The organism is Falsihalocynthiibacter sp. SS001 (genome assembly GCF_042445055.1).
Lineage (GTDB): Bacteria > Pseudomonadota > Alphaproteobacteria > Rhodobacterales > Rhodobacteraceae > Falsihalocynthiibacter.
Map to the genome: position 1 here is coordinate 1674277 of NZ_CP170339.1, position 25969 is coordinate 1700245.

Consider the following 25969-nt stretch of genomic DNA (forward strand, 5'->3'; position numbering starts at 1 on the left):
GTTTGTGCTTTAGTTCTCGAACAGATACCTATTTGGTCGGTCCAGAGTATACTTGTGTTATCACTCCGTCATGCAGCAACACTGATGCTTGAGCTGAGCATCCACCTTTAGACCAGCGCAAGAGAAATGGTTGTGGGCGGCAGAAGACGAGCCCTCGGTTCATTCGCACGTCAGCAGGCGCGGCGCCATTCCTCACGGCTTCGACATCGAAACTTCTTAGTGTCGTCCATTCGTTTTCTTCAAACCATGCGGTGATCTCTTGCTCCCTGCATCTCACGCCATGCAACGAATTCCCTTCGTCCTCCGAACGTAGCCGATGGTAGTTGTCGTCACTCACAAGAAGAGAAGTTAAAGCGTTGAGCGCGGATTGGCAGCGCGTTTCCTCATCCGCCTGAACTGGCGTGATAAAAACGAGCAACATTCCAGAAACGAGGATCGCTGTTGGTTTAATTGACGGAAAAATCTTCATATTCAGGATCATACCCCGAAAGATGCCGCAAAACTACAACCGCATTTGTTTGCGCGGGGAAACGTTCAGAAACAGGAATACGAATGCGCTCTCGGACCATCAAAAGTCCGCGAATATCTTGTGCCTAAAGGAAAATCTGGCGGAGAGAGAGGGATTCGAACCCTCGGAACCCGTTAAGGCTCAACGGTTTTCGAGACCGCCACGTTCGACCACTCCGCCACCTCTCCGCGTAGGGTCCGAGCGCGGTTTAATCTGCGGCGCGTATCTCCACAAGGTCTTTTCGCAAATTTGATGCAAAATATTGCGATTTTATCTCCTCAAACAGATGTGAGCGTAAACCATTTAATAATACTCGGCGAACACACTATGATCGCGTGAGTCGTCTTGTTGGAGAGAGTTATGCGTTTGTTGGCTTGCGCCGTTGTATTTGTTTTGGGGATGGTGGGTTCTGTTTCCGCCGATCGCGCGCGTGATCTCGAGGAGTTGGCGGATGTGCTCCATATTGAAGAAATGGTTGATATCCTCTCGGACGAAGGCGTGCGGTACGGCGAGTCTTTGGCGGAGGAGATGTTCGGCGATCAGGAGTATTCTGAGTGGACGCTGGAGCTTGAGCGTATTTATGAGCCATCCAAGATGGCCGAGACATTTCGCGAGCACTTTGACCCGCTCATGAGCGACCAGGATGTTACCGAGGCGCTTGCCTTTTTTACTTCTCCGCTCGGAATGAAGGTAACACAGCTTGAAATGACCGCGCGCACCGCGATTAGCGATCCAGACGTTCAGGCCGCGGGTGAGGACCGATTGCTTGGCCTTATGGATGCCAACGATCCAATCATTTCGCAGCTAGAAGAATATATTCGCGTGAATGACCTGATCGATATGAACGTTACAGGCTCAATGAATGAGAGTTACGCTTTCCTTTCTGCCCTTAGCGATGCTGGCGCAATGGCCGTCGAGATGACGGAAGGAGAGATACTAGAGAGCGTTTGGGGGGATGAGCCGCAAATTCGTGAGGATACTACACAGTGGCTGATGAACTACCTTGCCATGAGCTATAGTCCGCTGGATGAGGAGGAGATTGATGAGTTGATCGAATTCAGTCGCACTTCGGAAGGGCAGAGCCTCAATCGTGCTTTGTTTCAGGCGTTCAATGAGGTATACATGGACATCTCGCGCCGGATGGGGCGGGGGGCTGCTCGATTTATCCTGAGTGAGGATATTTGATACAGGACGGGACCGTCATTGGTAACCAAGAGCGCAGAAGCGCGTTATTTTCTGTGACGCCTTGACTTCCTGTGTAAATCCGAAGATAAGCCGCCATCTCGGTTGAAGAGTCTTTGGGATTCTTTGAGTTTGAGACTATTTTTTGACCGCCCAAAGGGGCGCGCTGTCCGAGGTGCCAATCAGGCAAAACGCTCACGATGTGAGGGCCACACGACGCGGAAAAGCGAAGGAAGACAAGATGTTTGCGGTTCTAAAAACCGGCGGCAAGCAATATCGGGTTCAAAGCGGCGACGTGCTGCGTGTTGAGCGTATTGCTGCGGATGCGGGCGAAACAGTCCAGTTTAACGAAGTTCTTATGGTTGGCGCCACAGTAGGTACGCCAGTTGTTGAGGACGCGGCCGTTCAAGCCGAAGTGATCGACCAGATCAAAGGCGAAAAACTTATTCATTTCGTGAAACGTCGTCGTAAGCACGGTTCGCAACGTACAAAAGGTCACCGTCAAAAGCTGACTTTGGTTCGTATCACAGAGATCCTTGAAAAAGGCGCTGCGAAATCCGGTGTTAAAGTTGCACAGGGCACAGGATCGGTTCCTGCTTCTGTTGTTGCTGCAATGGCTGATGTTACACCAAAAGCGAAAAACGCACCTGCTAAGAAAGCGGCTGAGAAGCCTGCGGCCAAAGCAAAACCAGCAAAAGCTGCTCCTAAGAAAGCCGCTGCTGCTGACGCTGGCGCAGATGATTTGAAAAAATTGTCCGGCGTAGGCCCCGCACTTGAGAAAAAACTGATCGACGCAGGTATCACCAGCTTCGCTCAGATCGCTGCTTGGACTGAAGCTGACGTTGCTGACTTTGATGAGAAACTCTCGTTCAAAGGCCGCATCGAGCGCGAAGGTTGGATCGAGCAAGCTAAAGAACTCACAAAAGGCTAAGGAGAGACCAGATGGCACATAAAAAAGCAGGCGGTTCATCCCGTAACGGTCGCGACTCCGCTGGTCGTCGACTTGGTGTTAAGAAATTCGGTGGCGAAGTTGTCGTTCCAGGCAATATCATCGTGCGTCAACGTGGTACAAAAATGTACCCAGGCAACGGTGTAGGCATGGGTAAAGATCACACGATCTTTGCAACTTCCGAAGGTAACGTGAAGTTCCACAAGGGCCTAAAAGGCCGCACCTTTATTTCGGTTCTCCCAGTGGCGGAGGCCGCTGAGTAAGCCGAAACCTTATGGTGAATTTTTAGGGTCGGCGGAAACGCCGGCCCTTTTTTATTTTTGCCACAATCGTCTGTTACATTGCGCGAATAAAACAATTCGCAACATTGCAACGCGACGGGCAGTTCTGAATTAATTTGTGGTTGCTCGCAATCACAGGGGATCAAGAATTCTAAGATCCTCGGGACGTTACTTGTAAATTTTGGCACGGATTGCCATCTGATTTACCGAGCGTCCACTCTGCTGCGTCATTCGACGAAGCGGACATGAGCGGCGCTCCCAAGAAGGGTTGGGGGTAGCCATATGAAGCGCATATATCTGAGTTTCAGGTGTGTGCTTGTGCTTTTCGGAGGAGCGAAGGCATGAGAGTTGAGACGATTACAGGCCAACAAGTAATAGAAGCCGAACGGTTTACATTGCGCCCGGTTCAGAGTTCTGACGCGGGACAAATCCGCATGTACGCAGGAGACATTCGAGTTTCCGAGTTTACCAGTTCGATTCCGCATCCGCTTCCGCGCGGTGCGACACAGAGTTTTATTGCCCGCGCGACGGATCCGGAACGGACCGAGGATGTGTGGGTCATGGCGTCCAAAAATGACGAAGTGCTCGGTGTTATCAGCTTGAAACACATGGATCGTGCTCAATCGGAAATCGGATATTGGGTCGCTCCTGCGTTTTGGGGGGCTGGCTATGCGTCAGAGGCTGTTCGCGTTCTTCTGGAAGCTAACCCTCAGAATTGTAACACAATTTTCGCAGAAGTCTTTCAGGACAACCCCGCGTCGGCACGTGTGCTTACGAATGCAGGCTTTGAATACCTCGGCGACGCCGAGAAATTCTCGGTTGCGCGCAATGCGAATGTCGCTACTTGGACCTACCTGAAAAAATACGCATGATGCGTGACTTGGGGCCCTTGCGGGCCTCAGGTTCCGTTTGCGTGAAATAACGCGAGGCTTGAGCCTGCGCGCATTCTCCTTTATCGCCTGACATAGACGCAACAAAAGGCCGCCCACCATGAAATTTCTTGATCTCTGCAAAGTTTACATCCGTTCGGGTGGCGGTGGCGGCGGCTGTGTTTCGTTTCGGCGCGAGAAGTATATCGAATACGGCGGTCCCGACGGTGGCGATGGTGGTCGCGGTGGCGATGTGATTGCAGAAGCAGTTGAGGGGCTGAACACGCTCATCGACTTCCGCTATCAACAGCATTTCTATGCCAAGAATGGCCAGCCCGGTATGGGCGCGCAGCGCACGGGGCATGATGGCGAGACTGTAATTCTCAAGCTCCCCGTCGGTACAGAGGTGCTCGATGAGGACCAAGAGACGGTGATTGCGGATTTGACCGAAGTTGGCCAACGTGTTGTCCTCGCTAAGGGCGGCAACGGTGGCTTTGGTAACTTGCACTTTAAGTCTGCAACGAACCAGGCACCGAGGCGCGCGAATCCGGGCCAAGAAGGTGTCGAGCGTACGATTTGGTTGCGCCTCAAGTTGATCGCGGATTCCGGCCTTTTGGGGCTCCCGAATGCTGGTAAATCCACGTTCCTTGCGGCCACTTCGAACGCGCGGCCCAAGATTGCGGACTATCCGTTTACGACCCTTTACCCCAATTTGGGCGTTGTTGGTGTTGATGGCGCAGAGTTCGTTATGGCTGACATTCCGGGATTGATTGAGGGCGCAAGCGAAGGGCGCGGGCTTGGCGATTTGTTCCTTGGCCACGTTGAACGTTGTTCCGTATTGCTGCACCTGATCGATGGCACTGCTGAGGATGTTGCCGAAGATTATCGCACGATCATTCATGAGCTGGAGGCCTATGGCGGTGAACTCGCCGAGAAGCCTCGTATCACGGTTCTGAACAAAATTGATGCGTTGGATGATGAAGAACGCGCCGAGAAAAAAACCGCGCTTGAAGAAGCGGTTGGTTCTCCGGTCATGATGATGTCGGGTGTTGCCCGCGAAGGTCTGACCGAGGTTCTGCGTGCCGTTCGTGCGGAAATCTCAGAGGATAAACTGCGCCAGTCAAAGGTTGGCGAGGAACCCGCGCCATGGCAGCCGTAACCACTTCGCGCGAAATTCTTGGCGCTGCAAAACGTATCGTTATTAAAATCGGATCGGCGCTCTTGGTTGATCGCAACACAGGCGAGCTCCGCGAGGATTGGCTCTTGGGGCTTGCCTCTGACGTTGCAGAGGCTAAGGCCGGCGGCGTCGATGTTATATTGGTTTCCTCTGGTTCAATCGCACTGGGGCGCAACGTTCTGGGATTGCCCAAGGGAGACTTGGCACTAGAGCAATCGCAAGCCGCCGCCGCCGTTGGGCAAATACGCCTTGCGCGCGCATATGAAAATGTCTTGTCGCCACTCGGCATTACGACCGCACAGGTGCTTGTTACCCTCGAAGACAGCAATGATCGGCGGCGTTATCTGAACTCGCGCGCGACCTTGGCACAGCTCTTGAGCCTTGGCGCAGTGCCGATTGTGAACGAGAATGATACCGTCGCGACAGATGAAATCCGTTTCGGGGATAACGACAGGTTGGCGGCACAGGTTGCGGTAACGACGGGCGCCGATGCGCTTGTGTTGTTGTCCGATGTCGACGGTTTCTATTCAGCAAATCCCGGAATTGACCCGTCTGCCAAACGTTTTGATGTTATCGACGCAATTACGCCCGCGATCGAAGCGATGGCGGGCGATCCGACGTCTGGCTTGTCCAAGGGCGGGATGAAAACCAAGGTTCTAGCGGCGAAAACTGCAACGGGATCTGGCTGCGCGATGGTGATTTCAGAAGGGTCGATCCTGCGGCCGATTCAGGCGCTGTTGCAGGGGGCAAACTGCACTTGGTTCACGGCACAAGATGATCCGCAAACGGCCCGCAAGCGTTGGATCACCGCAATGAAGCCGCAGGGGAAAATAACGGTAGACGCGGGCGCCGCGAACGCATTGCGCGGCGGCAAGTCGCTTTTACCTGCTGGGGTGGCGGACGTTCAGGGAACCTTCGGACGAGGGGAGCCGGTGGAGATCGTTGGCCCCAACGGTCCGATTGGCTGCGGGCTGGTTCGCTATACATCCGCCGAAGCGCAACAAATTAAGGGCCTTGCGTCGCATCAGTTTGCCGAAGTTCTGGGCTATTCGGGGCGCGCTGCGTTGATTCATCGCGATGATATGGTCGTCTAGGCATACAGTGATGGCCCATATCTCAAAATGTGATGGACGGCCACTTGGTTTATCTACCTGAAATTCCTTATAAAGCACTGACGAATCTGAAAGGTGCTCTCATGACAGACAATATCCCAGAGATGATGAAGGAAATCGGAAAACGCGCGCGAGCTGCTGCGCGCGAGTTGGGATTTGCACCGGGGCCGCAAAAAGAGGCGGCGCTGATTGCTGCGGCGGATGCGGTTTGGGCGCGTCGGGATGAGATCATGGCCGCAAACGCGCGCGACATGGAATTTGGTCGCGAGAAGGGTCTTAGCGCGGCGATGCTGGATCGCTTGATGCTCGATGAGACGCGGATCAGCGCGATTGTCGAAAGTCTTCGGACAGTTGCAGCACAGCACGATCCCGTGGGCGAGACACTGACCGAGTGGGATATGGAAAGCGGCCTGCATATCAAGCGCGTCCGCACGCCCCTTGGTGTGATTGGCGTCATCTACGAGAGCCGCCCCAATGTGACCGCGGACGCAGGTGCGCTTTGCCTAAAGGCAGGGAATGCCGTTATTTTGCGTGGTGGCTCGGAGAGCTTTCATAGCTCTGGACTTATTCACGAGTGCCTTCAGGATGGTTTGAAATCTGCTGGCTTGCCCACAGACGCCATTCAGCGCATTCCGACACGTGATCGCGCCGCGGTCGCCGAAATGCTCCGCGCGACCGATTACATTGACGTCATCGTTCCGCGCGGCGGGAAGGGACTTGTCGGGCTGGTCCAGCGCGAAGCTCGCGTGCCTGTTTTCGCGCATCTCGAAGGCATTTGCCATATCTTCGTTGATGCAGGTGCCGATCCTGAGAAGGCGTTGAAAGTGGTTCTGAATGCCAAGACGCGCCGCACGGGGATCTGCGGTTCGGCAGAGTGTCTGTTGGTTCACAAGGATATTGCCGCGACCATCGGTCAGAAAATCGTTGATGCCCTCAAGGATACGGGGGTCGAAGTGCGCGCCGAGGGGCTTAACGGGACGATTGCGGCCACTGGCGATGATTTCGGCAAGGAGTTCCTTGATATGATTATCGCGGCCAAAGTCGTGGATGATATCGACGGTGCTATCGCTCATATTCAAGAGTACGGTTCAAACCATACCGATTGCGTTATCACGGAAAATCAAGAGGTTGCGGATCGTTTCTTCGCTCGGTTGGATAGCGCGATCCTGATGCATAACGCTTCGACTCAATTCGCTGATGGCGGAGAGTTCGGTATGGGCGCAGAGATCGGCATTGCCACAGGCAAGATGCATGCGCGCGGCCCAGTCGGGGCCGAACAGCTCACGAGCTTTAAGTACATCGTGGTTGGCGACGGAACGGTGCGTAGTTAGGCTCTAAAAAGTCACAACAATCTCGGTTTCCCGAAGTTCTGCGCTAAGCTTCCTACCTGCTGCGCGCAGGGCATCGGGAACCAAGGCAAAGTGGACCTGCGCAGGAAGCAGAGGGCTCTCATCATTTGGTTTCGACAGGCGCCGCCACAAATCCGTGTCGATCTTGATTTTTTCGGCCTGACCCTGGATGCGCCAATCCTCTCCATTCTTGGTAATTGCGATCTCGCCGCCATAGGGCATCGCTGTCTCCAGGCATTGAATGAGAAGAAAGGCGAGTTTCACATCAGTCCGGAGCTGATCCGAAGTCACAGGCCAATGAACTCTGAGGCGCGGACTACCTGAGGCATTTTCTAGAATATCGCGCAGTTCATCGTTGTTTTGAAGTTGCCCCTCGCTTGCCGCGCCAAAAGCAACACGAAAATACCGTAGACGCGCGTTTGCATGCGCGACGCTATCGCTAATGAGTGCCATTTCGGGACCATCCAGCGCGCCGCCCATCTGAAGCAGTTCAATTCCATTGCCGATGGCGCCCAAAGGGCTGATAAGGTCATGACATATCCGCGAGCCAAGCAGGGCGGTCAAATCGGTGTTTTTGGTGTGCATGGCTAATCCTAGAGTGCGAAAGGTTAATAATGAATGAACTATTAGAACCGGGTATGCTTGTTAAACACCCAGAACAACCCAATTGGGGGCTTGGGCAGGTACAATCGGTCATAGATGGTAAAATAACCGTTAATTTTGAACAATGCGGTAAAGTAACCATCGACGGCAACAGGGTCACTTTGCTGCCTGTGTTTGATACGGATGCCTAGCGCAACGTCACGGCGCATTGGGTTGCGCAAAAGCGGTTTTTTGCCTAGAACCTCAACAGTTTTAGCGGAGCCAACCACCTATATGTCAAAGACCGATCCGAAGTTTGAAACGCGCCTTGCCGTGACCGAAGACGACCTGCGCGCTGCCCAACGGTTGAGGTATGAAGTCTTTGTTAAGGAGTTGGGTGGCGACGGAGAGATGGTTGACCATGAAAACCGTCTGGAGAAGGACGAGTTTGACCCTTTCTACGATCATCTCTTGCTGGTTGACGCTTCGCGTGATGCCGCGAAATTTGATCATGTTGTAGGTGTTTATCGTCTTTTGCGGGGCGAAAAGGCCGCCGATATCGGGCGCTTTTACTCAGAGAGTGAATACGATCTCAGCGCGCTAAAATCCTCTGGCCGCAAGCTATTGGAACTTGGGCGAAGCTGTGTACATGCGGATTATCGGGGCGGGACAGCGATGTTCCACCTGTGGAACGCGCTTGCGAGCTATGTGCTTGATCACGAGGTGGAAATCCTGTTTGGAGTGGCAAGTTTTCATGGAACGGATGTCGAGAAGTTAAGCCAGTCATTGGCGTATTTGCACGCCAATCATCTCGCGCCGCCGGAATTGCGTGTGCGGGCACATGATCACCACTTTCAATCAATGGATTTGGTTCCGACCGATGACATCGACCGCCGCGCTGCGATGGTCGGCACCCCCGCGCTGATCAAAGCATACTTACGGTTGGGCGGATTCGTCGGCGAGGGGGCGTTCCTTGACCATGCATTTAACACGACGGATGTTTGTTTGCTCATGGATACCGAGCGCATGAACGCCAAGCACAAGAGCTTTTATACCAAGGGCCGCGCGTCATGAACGCGACGTGGACCTCAGAGACCACGCCCGCACCCTATAAAATCAGTGCGATGGGGTATGTGCGTATCTTGTGGCGCGGCATTCCGCTCTTGTTGGTGACGACGGTGTGTTTGGTACTGATGCTACTATTGCGTCTGATTGAACGCCCTATTTATGGCCTGCGCCGTCCGTTTACGCCTTACCTCACGTTGCTCGTTTGCAAGAGCGCGTTTTTCTTTATTGGAATGGGGTACTCAACCCGCGGCGAGATCATGCCGCATAAGGGAGCTGTGGTCTCTAACCATGCGTCATGGCTTGATATTTTCGCTTTGAATGCACGTAAGCGGATCTATTTTGTCGCCAAGTCCGAAGTGGCAAACTGGCCCGGTATCGGGTGGTTGGCACGCGCGACTGGAACGGTGTTTATTGCCCGCAAGGCGTCAGATGCGCAAAGGCAACGCGAAATCTTTCAATCGCGCTTGCTGGCGGGGCATAAGCTGTTGTTCTTTCCTGAAGGGACTTCAACGGACGGTCTTAGGGTTTTGCGTTTTAAATCAACGCTCTTTGCGGCGTTCTTTGCGCCGGAGGTTGTCGATGAGATGTGGATTCAACCTGTAACGGTGAACTATACCGCACCCGAAGGTGAGAGCGCTGAGTTTTATGGCTGGTGGGGCGATATGGGCTTTGCTTCGCATTTCCTCAAGACACTTGCCGTCAAGCGTCAGGGCAGTGTCGAAGTCGTGTACCATCCGGCAGTTGAGGCCAAGGGTTTCGATAGCCGAAAATCCCTCGCGCGGCATTGTGAATCCGAAGTGCGCAAGGGATTAGTTGTTTCATAACAGTGTATTGAGCGAGGAAGTTAAGCTCTCGATGTCGCGATAAGGGTGCGAAGGGCTTCTAGCGGAGCATCCTTGGACCAGATTTCGTTGCCCACTCCAAAGAAGTCAACGAAGGGCGCAAGTGTCGCCACGATCTCTTGCGAGAGAGCACCTTCGGCAACGACGGGAACTTCGATCATTTCGCTCCACCACTGGAACAGGTCGGCTTCTGCACGGCTTCCGTCGCCGAGCGGCGTCTGACCGCAAGGGCCGAAGGATACATAGTCAGCGCCATGTTCGCCTGCGCTCATGCCTTCGTGATTGGAGGCTCCGCAGAAAGCGCCGACGATCGCATCCGCGCCCAGTTCCTTGCGGGCGTGACGCACTGTGCGTGCGCTGTCGAGCAGGTGAACTCCATCAAGGCCCAAACGCTCGACAAGTTGAATGTGGCTGTCGATAACCAACGCAACATCGCGGCTCTGACAGACATCGCGCAGCGCGTCAGCGGCCCGCGAAATCCGGTCCTCATCATGGCTGGCCATTGCGAGACGGACGCAGGAAATCTCTTCGCTGTCCAATACCTTCGCAAGCTGGTCTGGAAACTGGGACAGTTCAAACTCAGGCGGCGAAATAAGATAGAATTGTGCGGTGTCGGGCGCGTTTTGTTCGTTCGCCATCTCGAAGCTCCTTGAATATCTTGCTGCTTCTCATATCGCGGAAATTCGGGCTTGGCTATGTCTTTGGCGGGAGGTTTTTCGCGTTGGTTAACGAAAGTTCGATCCATTTAGCACGTTTTGCGTCATCAGCGAGGGCTTCCTCCGTGGTTTCGATCATGCCTCCCATTTTGCGACCCGTGAAAGAGAGCGGAGCGGCCCCCGCGATTGCAAGTGCTTCGGCTTCGCGTTCCTTACCCGGACGGAACATACCGCCGCCCTTGTGAACGCCACAGACCATATGTCCGCGATAGAGAAAACACAGCCCGCCGAACATCTTCTTTTCGTTGATGCCGTCAATGCCTTCCAGATCGTCGCGCATCATTTGCGCAAGCCCTTCGTCATATGCCATTGGGTTCTCCTTGCGTTGCTGGTGACGGGAGCGTAACACGGGCCGCAGTATTGGCAAATTCAAAGGTAAGAAAAGGCGTCCCCCGTGAGCGAAGAAAATTGGCGTGGTCCACAGCCGTCCTTTATTTTGGTGCGGCCTCAAATGGGTGAGAATATCGGCGGCGCGGCACGTGCGATGTGGAACTTCGGGCTAGACCGTATGCGCATCGTTGACCCACGCGATGGATGGCCCAATCAGAAGGCCGTCGCCATGGCGAGTGGAGCAGGGCGCCTCCTTGATGAGGCTCAGATATTCGAGGATACGCCCGACGCACTTGCGGATTGTAACTTCATCTTTGCGACAACCGCGCGCCATCGCGGGCTGACCAAACCGATCATGACACCTGAGCGCGCGATGGAGCACGCACGAGAATTGATTGCGCAGGGGCAGAAGGTGGGCGTCTTGTTCGGCCCCGAACGATCCGGCCTTGAGAACGAAGATGTCGCGCGCGCGAATGCGGTGATCTCTGTGCCGGTAAATCCCGAGTTTGCCTCGCTCAACCTTGCGCAATGCGTTTTGCTGACAGCTTATGAGTGGCGCCGCCAGAGTGTAGAAGTTCCGGCCGAGGTGGTCGAAATGGCCAAAACCGAGTTTGCGCCCGATATCGAGGTTCAAAAACTTGGCGACCACTTTGAAGAACGTCTTGAGGAAGCAGGATTTTTCTATCCTGAGGCCAAGAAAACAAGCATGAAGCTCAACCTTCGCAATATGTGGGCACGGATGCCGATGACCCGCGCGGATGTGCAGATGCTGCATGGTGTGCTGCGTCAACTCTTGCGCAAAAAAGACTAGAAAACACGTCCAACATAAGCCAACTTCGCTAGGTCAAAATGACGGAGCCATTCATGAGTAAACCACGCAATATTTTTGAGGAAGTCAGCGAGAACACCGCATCCACGGTACAACCCGGCGCGATTGATCGCGCGGCAAGGGGAGCGCGCCGTGGCATTCGTGCGTGGCTGATGCTCATATTCTTGATGGTTGCTTTGATGATTGTGATCGGCGGCCTGACCAGACTAACAGAGTCGGGGCTTTCGATTACCGAATGGCGTCCCGTGACAGGTGCGATCCCTCCGATGAATGCGGAGGCGTTGAATGCCGAGTTCCTGAAATATCAGGCGACTCCGCAGTATGATGCGTTGAACCGTGGTATGGAGCTCTCGGAGTTTCAGTTTATCTATTGGTGGGAATGGGGACATCGCCAGCTAGGGCGGACTGTGGGCCTCGTTTGGGCGCTTGGTTTTGTTGGCTTCTTTGTGACCAAGAATATTCCGACAGGTTGGACGCGGCGCTTGCTTTTGCTCGGTGTCTTGGGCGGCGCACAAGGCGCGATCGGCTGGTGGATGGTGGCATCCGGACTTGAGGACGGAATGGTCTCGGTTGCGTCTTATCGTCTTGCGGTGCACTTGGGGCTGGCGTTTGTCATTCTCGGCTTCCTTGGCTGGTATATCCTTCTGTTGGGGCGGCGAGAGGCTGATCTCCTCAAGGCGCGACGTGAGCGCGAGGCCAAGTTGTTTTCAATGTCGACGGGGCTTCTTCATTTCTCGTTTGTTCAGATCATCCTGGGCGCACTGGTTGCGGGGATTGATGCGGGGCGTACCTTTACGGACTGGCCGCTCATGGCTGGGTCGTTCCTTCCCGAGGGGATGTTTGAGCTTTCCCCGCTCTGGACCAATTTCTTTGAGAATCCGGGCCTTGTGCAATTCATCCACCGCATGGCTGCCTATCTTCTGTTGATTTTTGCCTTTGTGGTTTGGCGTCGGTCGCGTCAAAGCGGCAAGTTTATAACGCGCCGTGCATTTGATTTCGTGCTGGGAATGATGGTGATACAGGCCATTCTGGGTATTTTGACCGTTTGGAATGCCGCGCCGCTTACCATCGCTATTCAGCACCAGATCGGTGCGATCCTTCTTTGGGTACTGATCCTAAATGCGCGCTTCAACGCGCAGTACCCCCGTGAACAAATGATTAAGAGAGGCGCGTAAATGTCTGCTTATAAGGAACTTATGGCGTTCACGCGCCAAACGATGGCGCTTGGTGAAATTTCGGGGCGTCTTGGCTGGGACCAAGAAACGATGATGGCCGAAGGTTCTGCGATTCAGCGTTCCGAAGAGATGGCCGCCCTCGAAGGTGTGCTGCACGCGCGCCGCACGAACCCGAAGATTGGCGAATGGCTTGATACCATTGAGGATACTTCACTGAGCCAAGCAGAGCAGGCGCAAATGCGGCTTATCCGCGAACAGTATACGCGTGCGGTCAAAGTTCCCGCAGATCTTGCTGAGGAAATCGCGCGGACAACCTCAACCGCACAGGGCATCTGGGCGCAGGCGCGCGTGGCCGAGAGTTTTGATGCTTTCGCCCCGACGCTTGAGCGTGTTGTTGATCTGAAGCGTCAAGAAGCAGAGGCAATTGCCGACGGCGGTGATGTCTATGACACGATGCTACAGGACTATGAACCTGGGACATCTGCACGCGAAATCGGCGAGATGTTTGACGCCCTGCGGCCCCGTTTGGTTGCGCTTCGCGAACGGATTTTGGGTGCGGAAGTATCGCCGCGTGCGCTTGATCGAGAGTTCGATCCCGCCGCGCAATTGGCGTTAAGCAGCAAACTGGCTATGGGCTTTGGCTATGACTTCACCCGCGGGCGCATTGATCAGGCCGTACATCCATTCTCGAGCGGTTCGGGCAATGATGTGCGGATCACAACACGGACGAGCTTGCGCGATCCGTTCAATTGTATCTATTCGACGATCCACGAAGTGGGCCACGCGTGTTATGAGCAGAATATCTCGCAGGATTACCTCCTAACGCCAGTTGGGCGCGGTGTTTCGATGGGTGTCCACGAAAGCCAGAGCCGCATCTATGAGAACCAAATTGGCCGTGGCGCCGCATATACGGCCTATCTGTTTGGCGAAATGACAACCGCATTCGGTGACATTGGAGTTGCCGATGCGGAGGCATTCTTTGCCACAGTGAACCGTGTGTCGTCGGGGCATATTCGAACCGAGGCGGATGAAATCCACTATAACCTGCACGTCATGCTGCGCTTTGATCTGGAGCGTCAACTGGTCTCAGGGGAGCTGGCCGTTGCGGACCTTCCCGAGGCATGGAACGCGCGGTTTGAGGCCGATTTTGGTGCCAAAGTGGACAAGCCAAGCAACGGCTGTTTGCAAGATGTGCATTGGTCTGTGGGGCTGTTTGGATACTTCCCGACCTACACGCTTGGCAACGTCTATGCGGGCTGCTTGAACGCCGCCATGCGCAGGGATGTTGTGGGATTGGACGAGGATTTCGCACGCGGAGACACAACGCGCGCAACTGACTGGCTTCGCGAGAATGTGCAGCGCCACGGCGGCCTCTATGAGAGTCGTGATGTAATTGCGCGCGCGTGCAATGGCGCCGTCAGCGAGGAGCCATTGCTTGCGTATCTCGAGGACAAGTTCAGTCGGATTTACAACCTCTAGAGAGGGCGGATCTTGAGCTTTGCGATGCGGTTTCCGTCCATCTCTGCGATCTCGAACTGGAACCCGTGGAAGGCATATGTCTGACCTTGCGAAGGGATGAGTTGTGCTTCGTGAATGACAAGGCCCGCGATTGTGTTGGCCTCGTCATCAGGGAGGCTCCAATCGGTCGCACGGTTTAGATCGCGGATCGTCGTGGCGCCATCCACAAGGAAGCGTCCGCCATCGGTTTTCTCAATCACTGGGAGGTCACTTGCGTCAAATTCGTCGGTGATCTCGCCTACGATTTCCTCAAGAATATCCTCTAGCGTAATCAAGCCTTGAAGGGCGCCGTATTCGTCCACAACGAGTGCAAAGTGCGTGCGCCGTTTAAGGAACTGACGCATTTGATCGTCAAGTGTCGTGGTTTCGGGCACGAAATACGGATCACGAGCGACATCCATCAAATTGAAGCTCTTGAGCGTTTCTACAAATGGTTGACCAGTTTTGGCGCGATCGTTCATCGCGCGCAGCATGTGTTTCGTGTGTAGAATACCGACCACGTTTTCAGGCTCGTCACGATAAATCGGCAAACGCGTGTGGCGGCTTTTGAGGAGGATGTTCAACACCTGCTCAGGTGGTGTGGCGGCATCGATCATTTCGATTTGGCTGCGGTGGAGCATGATTTCCTCAACCACACGATCAGACAGATCAAGGGCTCCGAGGATGCGGTCGCGGTCTTCTTTCTGAACGATCCCTTCAGAGTGGCCCAGCGAAATGGCCCCAGCGATTTCCTCGCGCATTCCGAGGACGTTTTGATCGGGATCAGTTTGCACGCCGAACAGGCCTAGGATGCTGCGCACAAGGGCACGAACAAACGTCACCACAGGTGAGAAGATTGTAATCACAAGCGAAATAGGGCCACTCACACCTGCGGCGGCGGTTTCGGCATTGGTAATCGCATAGGTTTTTGGCAGGACCTCAGCAAAAATCAGAACCAGTAGCGTCATCATCAAGGTGGCCAGAGCAACACCGGATTCACCGTACAAACGTGTAAAGAGCGCCGTCGCTAGCGAGGTTGCTAGGATGTTCACAAGGTTGTTGCCCAACAGGACAGAGCCGATGAGCCGCTCGCTATCTTCGGTGATCTGGAGCGCCCGTTCTGCCCCGCGCGAGCCTTTGTCGGCTTGGCTGCGCAATTTGCCGCGGCTTGCGGCGGTTAGTGCCGTCTCAGAGCCGGAAAAGAATGCGGACATAACCAGCAAAGCGAGAATTGCGCCTGCTGTGATCAAAAATGCGGTGTCAAGCACGGGGTATTGTTATCCATTCGTAATTACAGTGACTCTATCTTATGGGGCGCGACGAATGTTTGTTCAAGAAGCGCCCGCACGTATTATCCAAACTGCGGCAAAATCTGACATCAAAACTTGGGCTTTGCCAAGGGGTGATGATCAAGAACCAGAGCCTGTAGACGCTCTTCGAGGACGTGCGTATAGATTTCGGTGCTGGAAAGGTCGGCATGGCCAAGCAGCGTTTGAATAACCCGAAGGTCCGCACCATTCGCCAAGAGATGTGTCGCAAATGCGTGGCGCAATCGGTGGGGCGTCACCAAATCGGGGGCAACGCCTGCGGTCACGGCGATCTCTTTTATCAATAGATAGAACCGTGTACGTGTCATGTGGCCCTGTTTTGAATGCGATGGAAACAGAAACGGCGAGAGGGGCGTTCCCTTTTCGCGCAGTGCGAGGTCCTGTTGTTTGTCACGATGCTCTAGCCACTCGGCAAGGGCCGCGCGCGCAGGATCCGAGAGTGGCACCATGCGCTCTTTGTTTCCTTTGCCGCGGATCAGCAACATACGCGGATCGCCCCGCGTCGCCGCAACCGGAAGGCCGACCAATTCGCTCACGCGCATCCCGCTGGCATAGAGCACTTCCATAAGGCAAGTGTTTCGCAAGCGGTCAGACGTGTTGCGCCCGTGGATTTTGGCCGCGTCGAGAAGCCGGCCTACGTCTTCTTGCGAGAGTGACTTGGGCAAGCGTTTGCTTCGGCCCGGACCACGGATTTGAAGCGCGGGATGGTCGGCGCGAAATCCTTCCTCAAACGAGAAGCGATAAAAGCTCTTGATCGCCGAAAGCCTGCGCGCGCGTGTGGCGGTCGAGAAACCCTGTGCTTCGCAATGGACAAGGTAACCCTCAATCGTGGCGCGGGTGGCGGAATTCAACGTTTCTTTGTTGTTTGAGAGATAATCCGCATAATCTGTCAGGTCGCGACGATACCCAGCCTGTGTGTTCTCTGATGCAGCGCGTTCGGCGGCTTGGGCGGTTATGAAATCCTCGATCTCGCGCATCACTAATCCCGCTCAAGCAGCATAAGTTCGAGCGAAGCGCGCCGCGCGACATCCTCTAGCCCAGCACTGCGAAGGATCGCAATTGCGCGGGTGACATCATGCAAATCACCCGTTGAACCTTCGGCAAAAAGCGTGATGGCCTTGAGGATCGCCGCACCATAATTGCCATTCTCGATGTCATTTGCATCAAGCGGGTCGGGCTCGGTGCGTGAAAAACCGTCATGAACCGCAATGGCGCGCTCATCGTTCCAGCCGTTTAATTCTGGTTGCCCCTTGGCCAAGCTGGTGAGAAACGCGGCCTCGTTGGTTGTGAACTTGTCTTCGGCCGATTGGGCGGCAAGTTCGTAATCCTCACTAAGGAACGCGAGTTTTAGGGCAATATCTTTTGCTTCTCCCGTGAGGGGGTATTGCGCGATTTCCTCGGCATAATGATGCGCAAGGAATGGCTCCAAATCAACGGATTGAAGCGCCTCCCAAGCTACCGGCAATGTTGCGGAAATCTGGGCCGGATCACCGGATTTTACGGCTTTGTCAAAGCGTTGCACTGCCTCGACACGGTCCCAAACACCCCCAGAAGCGGAGGGCGGACGGTCGGTATAGAGCGCCAGCAAGACGTTATCAGAGACCGCGCCAGAATGGACAAGCTTCTCGGCGGCTTCGATGCGCGCGCGCCAGCCGTTGTTGACGGTCAGGTCGGTATGCGCATAGGCTCGTGGGAGGAGGGTGGTTGGTACAGGCTCTCCGACAGCATTGTAGAGGCGGAACATAAGTGGGCTTGGCCGCACGACCAGCGGAAGCGGACCGTCGTCCTCAAAATATTCGGGGTCTAGAAAACGCGCGAGAACCGCTTCCTCAATGTCATCCACATACCCCAAAGCGCGGCCCGTTTCGAAAATAAGAGCAGCGGCATTCCAGTCTCCGCCACGTGCCAAGCAAAACACCCGCGCCGTGATTGTCGGGGCAAGGTCCGCTGCTTGGTTCAGCGTGTCACAGGCCGCGTTCTCGTTTTCCGTCAGAAGCGCAATATCAAAGCTGCGACTAAAGAGTGAGGGAGTGCGCACTGTTGCACGGTCCAGCAGCGCCGAAGCCTGCTCCAAAGCGCCAATATCGAGGAGTTTGTCGATACGCGCCTGAAATAGTTGCCCGTTTGCGGTTGCGTCCTTGGGTGGGTCAAGCTCGGCCAGAAGGAGCGACATTGTCAGGTCTTGAAGCGCAGGAAGCGTAATGACCGGCACCTGATTGAAAAGGCGCGCAAGTTCCTTGCTTGAGGTATTTCCCCACAAGTTTAGAGGAAAGCCCGAAACAGCACTCGGGATCAGGCCCACGGCATCCGCAGTCTGTTGATCCAGCGAGGTGGTTTCGATCGTCTCGGGGGAAGCTGATTTCGCGATGTCAGAATCAGGACCAGAGGAGGGGGAGCTTGGCGCAATAAACGTCCGCGAGAGCCAATCGATAGCCGAAAGAGGCTCTGGTTCTTTTTGTTGGCTGAACGCAGCAACGGGCGCCGTCAAAACGCCCGCAAACAACGCGATCCCCAAAACGTCGTTGCGAAACTTGTTATTCACTGAGCGGCACCGGTATTCGGATTTCCTGCTGGTCCGGGCTAAGATCACCGATATACCCAAACGCAACAACTGCTACGAATGCGATAACCAACAAAATCAGCAGTAATTTGAATATACGCCCCATGTTTTGCCTTTCTTCTGCCTCTTGGTATGAACTGTGCCACGAGTCACGCAGCACGCGCGGCAATTTTTTGCCTGATTATGGTAATTATATATGGCCTTTTGCACAAGATCACGCCATTCAGGAAAAGAAATGTAATAATAAGCGGATGGCGGCCAGTTTTGAGCTATAGTTTGCAAAAAACCATCGTTCTGGTCGGAATGATGGGGGCTGGGAAAACAGCGGTTGGAAAATCTCTTGCTGCGATCTTAAACGTTCCCTTTCTGGATAGCGATGAGGAGATCGTCAAAGCGGCGAATATGTCTATCGCTGAAATTTTCGAGCGTGACGGAGAGGCCTTTTTTCGTCAGCGTGAAACCGAAGTGATTACACGTTTGCTCAAAGAAGAGCGCGGGATTCTCTCGACAGGCGGCGGTGCTTTTCTAAGCGAGAGAAATCGCAAAATAATCGCCGAGACGGGGTATTCGCTTTGGTTGCAGGCGGATCTTGACCTGCTTTGGTCTCGTGTGCGGCACAAGAATACGCGTCCGCTTTTGCAAACTGACAATCCTTATGAGACGCTCAAGTCCATCTACAAGGCCCGCGTTCCTGCCTATGAGAAAGCGCGCGGGTGCGTTTCGGGGCATCCCGATTACTCTATCGAGGATATGCGCGACGCTGTGTTGGAAAAGCTGCTGTCCGAGCCAGATTTGATAAAGGTTACCGAATGACTTCTGTTGAAACCGTCCCCGTTTCCCTCGGTGAACGCTCCTATGACATAAAAATAGGCGAGGGTTTACTGGCGCAATCGGGCGCATTGATAGCCCCGATGCTGCGCCGCCCGAACGTTGCGATTTTGACTGATGAGAATGTTGCGGCCGTGCATCTTGCCTCGTTGCAGGCAGGTTTGTCAGAGGCTGGCGTTACTTCAACAGCGCTGGCGCTTCCTGCGGGGGAGTCAACAAAATCATGGCCGCATTTCAGCCGCGCGGTCGAATGGCTTCTTGACGCGAAAGTCGAACGCAACGATGTTGTGATCGCGCTTGGCGGCGGCGTTATCGGTGATTTGGCGGGCTTTGCGGCGGCGGTGCTGCGCAGGGGCGTGCGCTTTGTACAAATCCCGACGTCGCTCTTGGCACAGGTTGATAGCTCCGTTGGCGGCAAAACGGGCATTAACGCGCCACAGGGCAAGAACCTGATCGGCGCGTTCCATCAACCTTCACTGGTACTCGCAGATATTGATGTGCTGGACAGCCTCGCTCCGCGCGATTTTCTTTCGGGTTATGGCGAGGTCGTGAAGTATGGTTTGCTTGGCGATGCGAACTTCTTTGAGTGGCTCGAAAAAAACGCACCAGAGATGGCTGCGGGAGACAAAACCAAGCGCGCATATGCCGTCAAACGCTCGTGTGAGATGAAGGCCGAAATCGTGGCGCGCGATGAAACTGAGCAGGGGGATCGCGCCTTGCTCAATCTTGGCCATACGTTCTGTCATGCGCTTGAAAACGCGACGGGCTATTCTGATCGATTGCTCCACGGCGAGGGTGTTGCGATCGGCTGTGCGCTGGCGCTGGAAACCTCGGCGCGCCTCGGGCTTTGCTCACAAGAAGACCCAAGCCGTTTGCGCGCGCACCTGCGAGAAATGGGCATGAAAGCCGACATAGCCGAAATCGAAGGCCCGCTTCCTGATGCTGAGGGTCTTCTCGCGTTGATGGGCCAAGATAAGAAAGTCGTGGACGGCCAAATCAAGTTCATTCTGACCCATGGAATCGGCCTAGCGTTTGTGTCACCCAAGACTGATACAGACGTGGTGCTCGGCGTGCTGCGCGACGCGCTGGCGAAGTAGCACAAAAAGAAAAAGCCGCCCCGAATTGGGACGGCTTGAAATCTGCAAATATTGTTCGGACTAGAACGGGATTTCGTCGTCGATATCGTTGTGTCCGCCTTGATTTCCGCCACCTTGGTTGCTGCCGCCCCCAAAATCGCCGCCGCCAGAGCTGTAGCCGCCGGATTGGTCGTTGCTATATCCGCCGCCGCCGCTGCCGCCCTCGTTCCGTCCGTCGAGCATGGTCAGAACGCCGTTGAAGCCTTGCAAAACAACTTCGGTTGAATAGCGGTCAGAGCCATCCTGCGCCTGATACTTGCGTGTTTGAAGTTGTCCTTCGATATAAACTTTGGACCCTTTGCGAAGGTACTGCTCGGCTATGCGTACCAGACCTTCTTGGAAAATCGCAACGCTGTGCCACTCGGTTTTCTCGCGGCGCTCGCCTGTGTTGCGGTCCTTCCATGTTTCGCTGGTAGCAATGCGAAGGTTGCACACTTTGCCGCCATTTTGGAAATTACGCACCTCTGGATCACGGCCCAAATTGCCGATGAGAATGACTTTGTTGACCGATCCAGCCATGGCAGGACTCCCTTTTCGATTCTGTTCAGTTAAAGCGCAGGTTACACCACCCCGACGCCCGAACAACAAGTCAAATTCCTCTCCTTGCGCATTCTGCTTGGAAAATGACGGAAATTTGGCTATATTCTCCTGGGGAAATCGAGCGGGATGGAACTTTGTTTAAGAAAATTATTTGCATTCTGGCATTTATGACCATTTCTGCGACCGCAGGCGCTGCCTTTGCGGATGGCGCAGTTTTGGGCACAAAGTCCAAGAAATCCCTCTTTGCCTCTCAACTTCGCATACTGGATACGCGCGCTGCGATGCAATATCGCGACTCTGATCGTCTCAAGCCACAGCGCAAGGCGGAGGCAGTTTTGCCCTATCGCGGGAACTACAAGGGCGAGTATCTGGCCCACGCCAAAGACGCGGCGCGGCGCCACAATATTCCGGAAGATTTGTTCTTGAGATTGGTCCAGCAGGAATCCGGCTGGAACATCCACGCAAAATCCCACAAGGGCGCGACGGGACTTGCGCAACTTATGCCCGGAACGGCACGCGCGCTTGGGGTTGATATTCTTGATCCAATCAAGAACCTTGAGGGTGGTGCGCGCTATCTCAGGATTCAGTACAACCGTTTTGGCTCGTGGCGATTGGCACTTGCGGCTTATAATGCTGGGCCAGAAGCCGTACAAAAATACAACGGCATCCCCCCGTACAAAGAGACCACGAACTACGTAAAAGTTATTCTCGGCTCTAGCTAATCTACCCAGATGTTTTGATTACAGGTGTCATCGTGGCCAGAATATCGGCCGAGAGGTGGCACTTGATGCGATGCCCGTCGGCGATGTCCACATCTGGCGGTACTTCCTGATCACAGAGGTTGTTGGGGACGTGCTGTTTCCATTGGCAACGTGTCTGAAACGGGCATCCAGTGGGCGGATTGATTGCCGAAGGGATGTCGCCCTCAAGCACGATCTGCTCTCTCTCAACTGATGTGTCGGCAATCGGAACCGCCGATAGCAGGGCCTCGGTATAGGGGTGATAGGGGGGCTGAAATACCTGATCGGTGGTGCCCATTTCGACGACGTAGCCCAGATACATCACCATCACGCGGTCGCTTAGATACCGCACAATCGAGAGGTCGTGGCTGATGAACAAGAGTGTAGTTTTGTGTTTGCGCTGAAGGTCCATGAGCAAGTCGGTTACCGCCGCCTGAACACTCACATCAAGTGCCGACACCGGTTCGTCCGCAATCACGACCCGCGCATCACCCGCAAAGGCGCGGGCAATTCCGACGCGCTGTTTCTGACCACCCGAGAGCTGCCTAGGCATTCGATCCGCAAATTCGCGCGGGAGTTTTACCAAATCCAGCAGTTCCAGCATCCGTTGCTCGCGCTCGGCGTCATTCTTGCCGATTTGAAACACCTCAAGTGCGCGAATGATCTGGCGACCAATCGTCATCGAGGGGTTGAGTGTATCAAAGGGGTTCTGGAACACCATCTGCAGGCTTGAAATCTGCTCGGATGTGCGGTGGTCGATCGGGGTGGATTGGATTTCGTTGCCAAGTAGAACCGCGCGGCCATCGGTTGCTTCCTCGAGGCCCATAAGAACCTTCGCAAGGGTGGATTTCCCACAGCCACTTTCCCCGACAATGGCAAGTGTTTCGCCCTCAAACGCTTCAAAACTGAGGGATTCATTGGCCTTGACCAAACGCGTCTGGCCGCCAAAATTGGACGATGAGACCTCGTAGTATTTCTTGAGATTGTCGACCTTTAGAACAAGCTTTCCGCTCGCTTCCTGATTGGTTTCGGGGCCTCCCTCGGGGATTGCATCCCAGTCGATTGCATCGAACCTGAGGCAGCGGCTGGCATGACGGTCGTTGCCCGCGATCTTGCGCATGGGAATCGTGGAGCCATCACAGCGCCCTGCCTGAAAGTAGTCACAGCGTGGCCCAAAGTTACATCCGTCAGGGCGTTCATGTGGTAGCGGGAAGTTACCGGGGATTGCAACGAGCGGGCGGTCGTTTTTATCTGCTCCGGGGAGGGGGATAGAACGGAAAAGCGCCTGTGTATACGGGTGGCGCATATCGTCGAAGACGTCCTCAATAGAGCCTGTTTCAACGGCTTCGCCCGAATACATCACACAAAGACGATCGCAGGTCTCAAGCACCAAACCGAGGTTGTGCGAGATGAACAACATCGACGTACCGTATTTCTTGCCAAGCCCCTTCACCAGTTCGACAATTCCCGCTTCGACGGTCACATCGAGCGCGGTGGTTGGTTCGTCCAGAATAAGCAGGCTCGGCTTGCTCATCAGGGCCATCGCGATCACGATCCGCTGTTGCTGACCACCTGACAGTTGGTGCGGATAACTACGCATTATGCGTTTGGGATCAGGGAGTTGGACATCCTCTATAACCTGCAGGGCAAGTTCGCGAGCCTCTTTCTTGGAGGCGTTCCCGTGGATGAGCGGAACCTCCATAAGTTGCGCGCCGATCTTCATAGCAGGGTTCAGGCTGGCCATCGGCTCTTGGTAGATCATCGCGATTTCAGAGCCACGCAGATCGCGCAATTCCTCGTCGTTTAGCTCGGCAAGGTCACGTCCCTTAAATCGGATAGTTCCGCCCGTCACGCGGCCATTTACGCCGAGATCCTGCATCACGCCCAGCGCGACCGTGGATTTGCCACAGCCGCTCTCGCCCACAAGGCCCATGGCTTCGCCTGGCATGACGGTACAGGAAAAGTCCATTACCGCAGGGATTTCGCGCTCGCGGGTAAAGAAGCTGATCGACAGTTGGTCAATCTCAAGGATCGGTCCTGTGTAGGATGTATCATTCATGGTCTAATCCTTAAGGCTTTCTTCGCGCAGGCCATCCGCCAACAGGTTCATCCCCAAGACAAGGCTCATAAGGGCAAATGCGGGCGCAAGAGCCGCATGTGGATACCGCGTAAGTAAGCGCCGCCCGTCGTTAATGGTTGATCCCCAGTCTGGGCTTTCTGGCTCAAGTCCAAGACCGAAAAAGCCCAATGTTCCTAATAGGATCGTCGTGTACCCGATCCGCAGGCAAAAATCGACGATCAGCGGGCCACGGGCATTCGGTAGGATTTCCCAGAGCATGATATACCACGGCCCTTCTCCTCGCGTTTGCGCCGCGGCGACGTAATCGCGGGTTTTGATATCAAGCACTAAGCCGCGCACAATCCGAAATACCGTCGGGGCGTTCACGAATACGACGGCGACGAAAACGATCAGCGTGTTTCCCAGTAACGAGAAGAAATCAATCGCACGTGGCATGAAATCAAGTTTACTGCCCGGTTGGCTTAGAACCGAAAGATAGGCCCAGCCACCAAAGAGAAGCACCAATCCAATATAGAGCGTGCGTTTGCTGGGGTCCGTCGCCAGCCGTAAATTGAGCATAACAACGGCAAACACCAGTGGAAACAGGAACAGAACCGCCGCGAGATAGCTTGGAAGGCCCGTTTCGACAATCTCGGGTGTCACGAGGAGGTAGAACAGCAAGATCACCGGAAACGCCAGAACAAGGTTCGCAGCGAAGGACAAGCCAGTATCAAGTTTGCCACCGAAATACCCCGCAGGAAGGCCAAGCGTAATTCCAACCATAAAGGCGAATATCGTCGCCAGCGGAACGATCTTGAGAACCTCCCAACTTCCGACAACCATGCGAGAGAACACGTCACGCGCAAGGTTATCTCCGCCAAGCAGGAAGTAACGATAGCCTTCTTCCCCATCGGGTAGTGGCGTTCCGGGTACTTTGTTTTTCATACCCGAATACTGTTCGAGCGGCGGATGCGTAACGATCATGTCTAGCGCGCCGAATATGGCCGTAAACACCCAGAACATAACCAGCAGAAAGCCGATCATTCCGGCGGTGCTATCAAACATTTTGCCATAGAGGCCAAGGCGCCGTTTGAACTGGATCGATACCGCGAAAACCACCACGAGCGCGATCCAAACGGGTGTGAATTGAAGGATGATACGAAGGGCAATCGCGCCCCAACCAAGTGTTTCCATGTCCATCCCCTACGACAGCCTGATACGTGGATTGAGATAGACATACCCGATGTCCGAGATAAGCTGCGTCACAAGGACGACTACAACCGCCACAACCGAGCAGCCCAGAAGAAGGTCAATGTCATTGTTGCTAGCGGCCTGAACAAGTGTCCAGCCGAAGCCTTTGTAATTAAACAGTGTTTCGACAATCACCACGCCGTTCAAGAGCCACGGAAACTGAAGCATGATGACCGTGAATGGCGCAATCAGGGCATTGCGCAGCGCGTGTTTCATAACGATGTTCGGGAAGCTCACCCCCTTGAGGCGGGCGGTTCGGATGTATTGTGCGGTCATGACCTCGGCCATAGATGCGCGCGTCATGCGAGCGATGTATCCCATGCCATATGCGGCGATCGTAATAACGGGCAGGGTGAAATTCGCGAATGTAATCCCCTTTGCCGCCGAGGTCGCAGTCCCCTTAAACAGTGTGCGGCTTTCGATCCATCCCCATTCCGCAAGGATAGGAGAGATGCCACTTACAGAGGATGCAAAGAGAGCAATAAGGATAACGCCTGAAACATACTCGGGCGTTGCGGTCGAGAGAATAGAGACGGTCGAGAACGCTCGGTCGGTGCGGCTTCCTTCTCGCATCCCAGCCATCACGCCCACAAAAAGCGCCGCTGGCACCATTACAAGCATGACATAGAACATCAGGATCCCAGTTAAGGACAGGCGTTTGACCAAGAGTGGCCCAACGTCCTCTTTGAACACGCTCGAAGTCCCCCATTCACCCTGAAGCAGTCCGCAGTAGGTGTCGGCCTCATCCGAGGCGTTCGGATCAATGCAGCGCCCCGTCAGGCGTCCGTCATCGGTTGTATATGTCCAGCCCGGCACAACGCCAATCCATTCGCCATAGCGCACAAGAAGCGATCGTTCAAAACCGTTCTTGGCAAGCCAGCTTTCCACTTGTGCATCTTCCATACGCACCGACCCCTGACTCTTGGCGAGTTTCTCAAGGTTGGGGCTGAGGTTCGTTAGAAAGAACACAATGAAGGTGAGGCAAAGCGCGGTCAAAATCATTATTCCGACGCGGCGAAGGATAAAAATACCCATGATATTCCTAGTTAGGGGTGCCGGTT

Annotated in this window: 27 protein-coding genes and 1 tRNA gene; 16 read left to right on the forward strand and 12 right to left on the reverse strand. The window is 54.6% G+C overall.

Annotation, left to right across the window (positions count from 1 at the left end):
* Positions 1 to 28: 28 nt before the first annotated feature.
* Both ACFE33_RS08045 and ACFE33_RS08050 read right to left on the reverse strand, forming a co-directional pair.
* Entirely contained in the window at positions 29 to 469 is a 441-nt protein-coding gene (locus tag ACFE33_RS08045; RefSeq protein WP_380052071.1) for a hypothetical protein, read from the reverse strand.
* Positions 470 to 606: 137 nt separating this feature from the next.
* Positions 607 to 696 (reverse strand) — tRNA-Ser (locus ACFE33_RS08050).
* Between the two features lie 172 nt (positions 697 to 868).
* On the opposite strand from ACFE33_RS08050, the gene ACFE33_RS08055 reads away from it, so the two are divergent.
* The 7 genes from ACFE33_RS08055 to ACFE33_RS08085 all read left to right on the forward strand — a co-directional run bounded on the left by ACFE33_RS08055 (position 869) and on the right by ACFE33_RS08085 (position 7409).
* Positions 869 to 1693, forward strand: a complete 825-nt coding sequence (locus ACFE33_RS08055) for a DUF2059 domain-containing protein (protein ID WP_380052074.1) — start codon at positions 869 to 871, stop codon at positions 1691 to 1693.
* A gap of 238 nt (positions 1694 to 1931) precedes the next feature.
* Positions 1932 to 2621 (forward strand): 50S ribosomal protein L21, encoded by a 690-nt coding sequence (locus tag ACFE33_RS08060; protein ID WP_380052077.1) that lies wholly within the window; start codon positions 1932 to 1934, stop codon positions 2619 to 2621.
* Between the two features lie 11 nt (positions 2622 to 2632).
* Complete coding sequence (rpmA, locus tag ACFE33_RS08065; RefSeq protein ID WP_380052080.1) at positions 2633 to 2902, forward strand: 50S ribosomal protein L27; 270 nt, start codon at positions 2633 to 2635, stop codon at positions 2900 to 2902.
* 359 nt (positions 2903 to 3261) lie between these two features.
* The gene (locus tag ACFE33_RS08070) at positions 3262 to 3792 is read left to right on the forward strand and encodes a GNAT family N-acetyltransferase (RefSeq protein ID WP_380052083.1); all 531 of its coding nucleotides are present in this window, start codon (positions 3262 to 3264) and stop codon (positions 3790 to 3792) included.
* A gap of 118 nt (positions 3793 to 3910) precedes the next feature.
* On the forward strand, positions 3911 to 4948 hold the full coding sequence (obgE, locus tag ACFE33_RS08075; protein ID WP_380052086.1) for a GTPase ObgE: 1038 nt from the start codon (positions 3911 to 3913) through the stop codon (positions 4946 to 4948).
* The gene (proB, locus tag ACFE33_RS08080; RefSeq protein WP_380052089.1) at positions 4936 to 6060 is read left to right on the forward strand and encodes a glutamate 5-kinase; all 1125 of its coding nucleotides are present in this window, start codon (positions 4936 to 4938) and stop codon (positions 6058 to 6060) included. Before obgE ends, proB begins: the two co-directional genes overlap by 13 nt.
* Before the next feature lie 101 nt (positions 6061 to 6161).
* Positions 6162 to 7409, forward strand: coding sequence for a glutamate-5-semialdehyde dehydrogenase (locus ACFE33_RS08085; RefSeq protein ID WP_380052092.1), 1248 nt, complete (start codon positions 6162 to 6164; stop codon positions 7407 to 7409).
* 3 nt (positions 7410 to 7412) lie between these two features.
* On the opposite strand, the gene ACFE33_RS08090 is transcribed toward ACFE33_RS08085, so the two are convergent.
* Entirely contained in the window at positions 7413 to 8012 is a 600-nt protein-coding gene (locus tag ACFE33_RS08090) for a histidine phosphotransferase family protein (protein ID WP_380052095.1), read from the reverse strand.
* A gap of 29 nt (positions 8013 to 8041) precedes the next feature.
* Between ACFE33_RS08090 and ACFE33_RS08095 the strand changes: the two genes are divergently transcribed.
* The 3 genes from ACFE33_RS08095 (at position 8042) to ACFE33_RS08105 (ending at position 9901) form a co-directional block, all read left to right on the forward strand.
* Positions 8042 to 8221, forward strand: coding sequence for a DUF3553 domain-containing protein (locus ACFE33_RS08095; RefSeq protein ID WP_380052098.1), 180 nt, complete (start codon positions 8042 to 8044; stop codon positions 8219 to 8221).
* 82 nt (positions 8222 to 8303) lie between these two features.
* A complete protein-coding gene (locus ACFE33_RS08100) occupies positions 8304 to 9083 on the forward strand; it encodes a GNAT family N-acetyltransferase (protein ID WP_380052101.1) in 780 nt (259 codons plus the stop codon).
* The gene (locus ACFE33_RS08105) at positions 9080 to 9901 is read left to right on the forward strand and encodes a lysophospholipid acyltransferase family protein (RefSeq protein ID WP_380052104.1); all 822 of its coding nucleotides are present in this window, start codon (positions 9080 to 9082) and stop codon (positions 9899 to 9901) included. Before ACFE33_RS08100 ends, ACFE33_RS08105 begins: the two co-directional genes overlap by 4 nt.
* Positions 9902 to 9921: 20 nt before the next feature.
* Here ACFE33_RS08105 and ACFE33_RS08110 read toward each other — a convergent pair whose 3' ends face one another.
* Complete coding sequence (locus tag ACFE33_RS08110; protein ID WP_380052107.1) at positions 9922 to 10557, reverse strand: thiamine phosphate synthase; 636 nt, start codon at positions 10555 to 10557, stop codon at positions 9922 to 9924.
* 55 nt (positions 10558 to 10612) lie between these two features.
* Entirely contained in the window at positions 10613 to 10945 is a 333-nt protein-coding gene (locus ACFE33_RS08115; RefSeq protein WP_380052110.1) for a TfoX/Sxy family protein, read from the reverse strand.
* A gap of 84 nt (positions 10946 to 11029) precedes the next feature.
* Here ACFE33_RS08115 and ACFE33_RS08120 point away from each other — a divergent pair, with 84 nt between their 5' ends.
* From ACFE33_RS08120 to ACFE33_RS08130, 3 genes are read left to right on the forward strand one after another with little or no spacing between them, the layout of a single operon-like run.
* Positions 11030 to 11776, forward strand: coding sequence for an RNA methyltransferase (locus ACFE33_RS08120; protein ID WP_380052113.1), 747 nt, complete (start codon positions 11030 to 11032; stop codon positions 11774 to 11776).
* A 53-nt stretch (positions 11777 to 11829) separates the two neighbouring features.
* Positions 11830 to 12969 (forward strand): heme A synthase, encoded by a 1140-nt coding sequence (gene ctaA / locus ACFE33_RS08125; RefSeq protein WP_380052115.1) that lies wholly within the window; start codon positions 11830 to 11832, stop codon positions 12967 to 12969.
* A complete protein-coding gene (locus tag ACFE33_RS08130; protein ID WP_380052118.1) occupies positions 12970 to 14448 on the forward strand; it encodes a carboxypeptidase M32 in 1479 nt (492 codons plus the stop codon).
* On the opposite strand, the gene ACFE33_RS08135 is transcribed toward ACFE33_RS08130, so the two are convergent.
* From ACFE33_RS08135 to ACFE33_RS08145, 3 genes are all read right to left on the reverse strand, one after another.
* A complete protein-coding gene (locus ACFE33_RS08135; RefSeq protein ID WP_380052121.1) occupies positions 14445 to 15734 on the reverse strand; it encodes an HlyC/CorC family transporter in 1290 nt (429 codons plus the stop codon). The two genes, ACFE33_RS08130 and ACFE33_RS08135, sit on opposite strands and share 4 nt — an antisense overlap.
* 110 nt (positions 15735 to 15844) lie before the next feature.
* Positions 15845 to 16771 (reverse strand): site-specific tyrosine recombinase XerD, encoded by a 927-nt coding sequence (locus ACFE33_RS08140; protein ID WP_380052124.1) that lies wholly within the window; start codon positions 16769 to 16771, stop codon positions 15845 to 15847.
* A 2-nt stretch (positions 16772 to 16773) separates the two neighbouring features.
* Complete coding sequence (locus ACFE33_RS08145; RefSeq protein ID WP_380052127.1) at positions 16774 to 18336, reverse strand: hypothetical protein; 1563 nt, start codon at positions 18334 to 18336, stop codon at positions 16774 to 16776.
* Between the two features lie 321 nt (positions 18337 to 18657).
* On the opposite strand from ACFE33_RS08145, the gene ACFE33_RS08150 reads away from it, so the two are divergent.
* Both ACFE33_RS08150 and aroB read left to right on the forward strand, forming a co-directional pair.
* Positions 18658 to 19167, forward strand: coding sequence for a shikimate kinase (locus tag ACFE33_RS08150; protein ID WP_380058684.1), 510 nt, complete (start codon positions 18658 to 18660; stop codon positions 19165 to 19167).
* A complete protein-coding gene (gene aroB, locus ACFE33_RS08155; protein WP_380052130.1) occupies positions 19164 to 20279 on the forward strand; it encodes a 3-dehydroquinate synthase in 1116 nt (371 codons plus the stop codon). Before ACFE33_RS08150 ends, aroB begins: the two co-directional genes overlap by 4 nt.
* A 60-nt stretch (positions 20280 to 20339) precedes the next feature.
* Here the strand turns inward: aroB and ssb are convergent, their stop codons facing one another.
* The gene (gene ssb, locus ACFE33_RS08160) at positions 20340 to 20837 is read right to left on the reverse strand and encodes a single-stranded DNA-binding protein (protein WP_380052133.1); all 498 of its coding nucleotides are present in this window, start codon (positions 20835 to 20837) and stop codon (positions 20340 to 20342) included.
* A 188-nt stretch (positions 20838 to 21025) separates the two neighbouring features.
* Here ssb and ACFE33_RS08165 point away from each other — a divergent pair, with 188 nt between their 5' ends.
* Positions 21026 to 21580: a lytic transglycosylase domain-containing protein gene (locus ACFE33_RS08165; RefSeq protein ID WP_380058685.1), complete on the forward strand. Its 555-nt coding sequence runs from the start codon at positions 21026 to 21028 to the stop codon at positions 21578 to 21580.
* Position 21581: 1 nt separating this feature from the next.
* On the opposite strand, the gene ACFE33_RS08170 is transcribed toward ACFE33_RS08165, so the two are convergent.
* Genes ACFE33_RS08170 through ACFE33_RS08180 form a run of 3 tightly spaced genes read right to left on the reverse strand, consistent with a single transcriptional unit; the run spans position 21582 to position 25943 of the window.
* On the reverse strand, positions 21582 to 23657 hold the full coding sequence (locus ACFE33_RS08170; RefSeq protein WP_380052136.1) for a dipeptide ABC transporter ATP-binding protein: 2076 nt from the start codon (positions 23655 to 23657) through the stop codon (positions 21582 to 21584).
* A gap of 3 nt (positions 23658 to 23660) precedes the next feature.
* Positions 23661 to 24851 carry an ABC transporter permease gene (locus ACFE33_RS08175; RefSeq protein ID WP_380052139.1) on the reverse strand — a complete coding sequence of 397 codons (1191 nt, stop codon included), beginning with the start codon at positions 24849 to 24851 and terminating at the stop codon, positions 23661 to 23663.
* Between the two features lie 9 nt (positions 24852 to 24860).
* The gene (locus tag ACFE33_RS08180; RefSeq protein WP_380052142.1) at positions 24861 to 25943 is read right to left on the reverse strand and encodes an ABC transporter permease; all 1083 of its coding nucleotides are present in this window, start codon (positions 25941 to 25943) and stop codon (positions 24861 to 24863) included.
* Between the last annotated feature and the right edge of the window lie 26 nt (positions 25944 to 25969).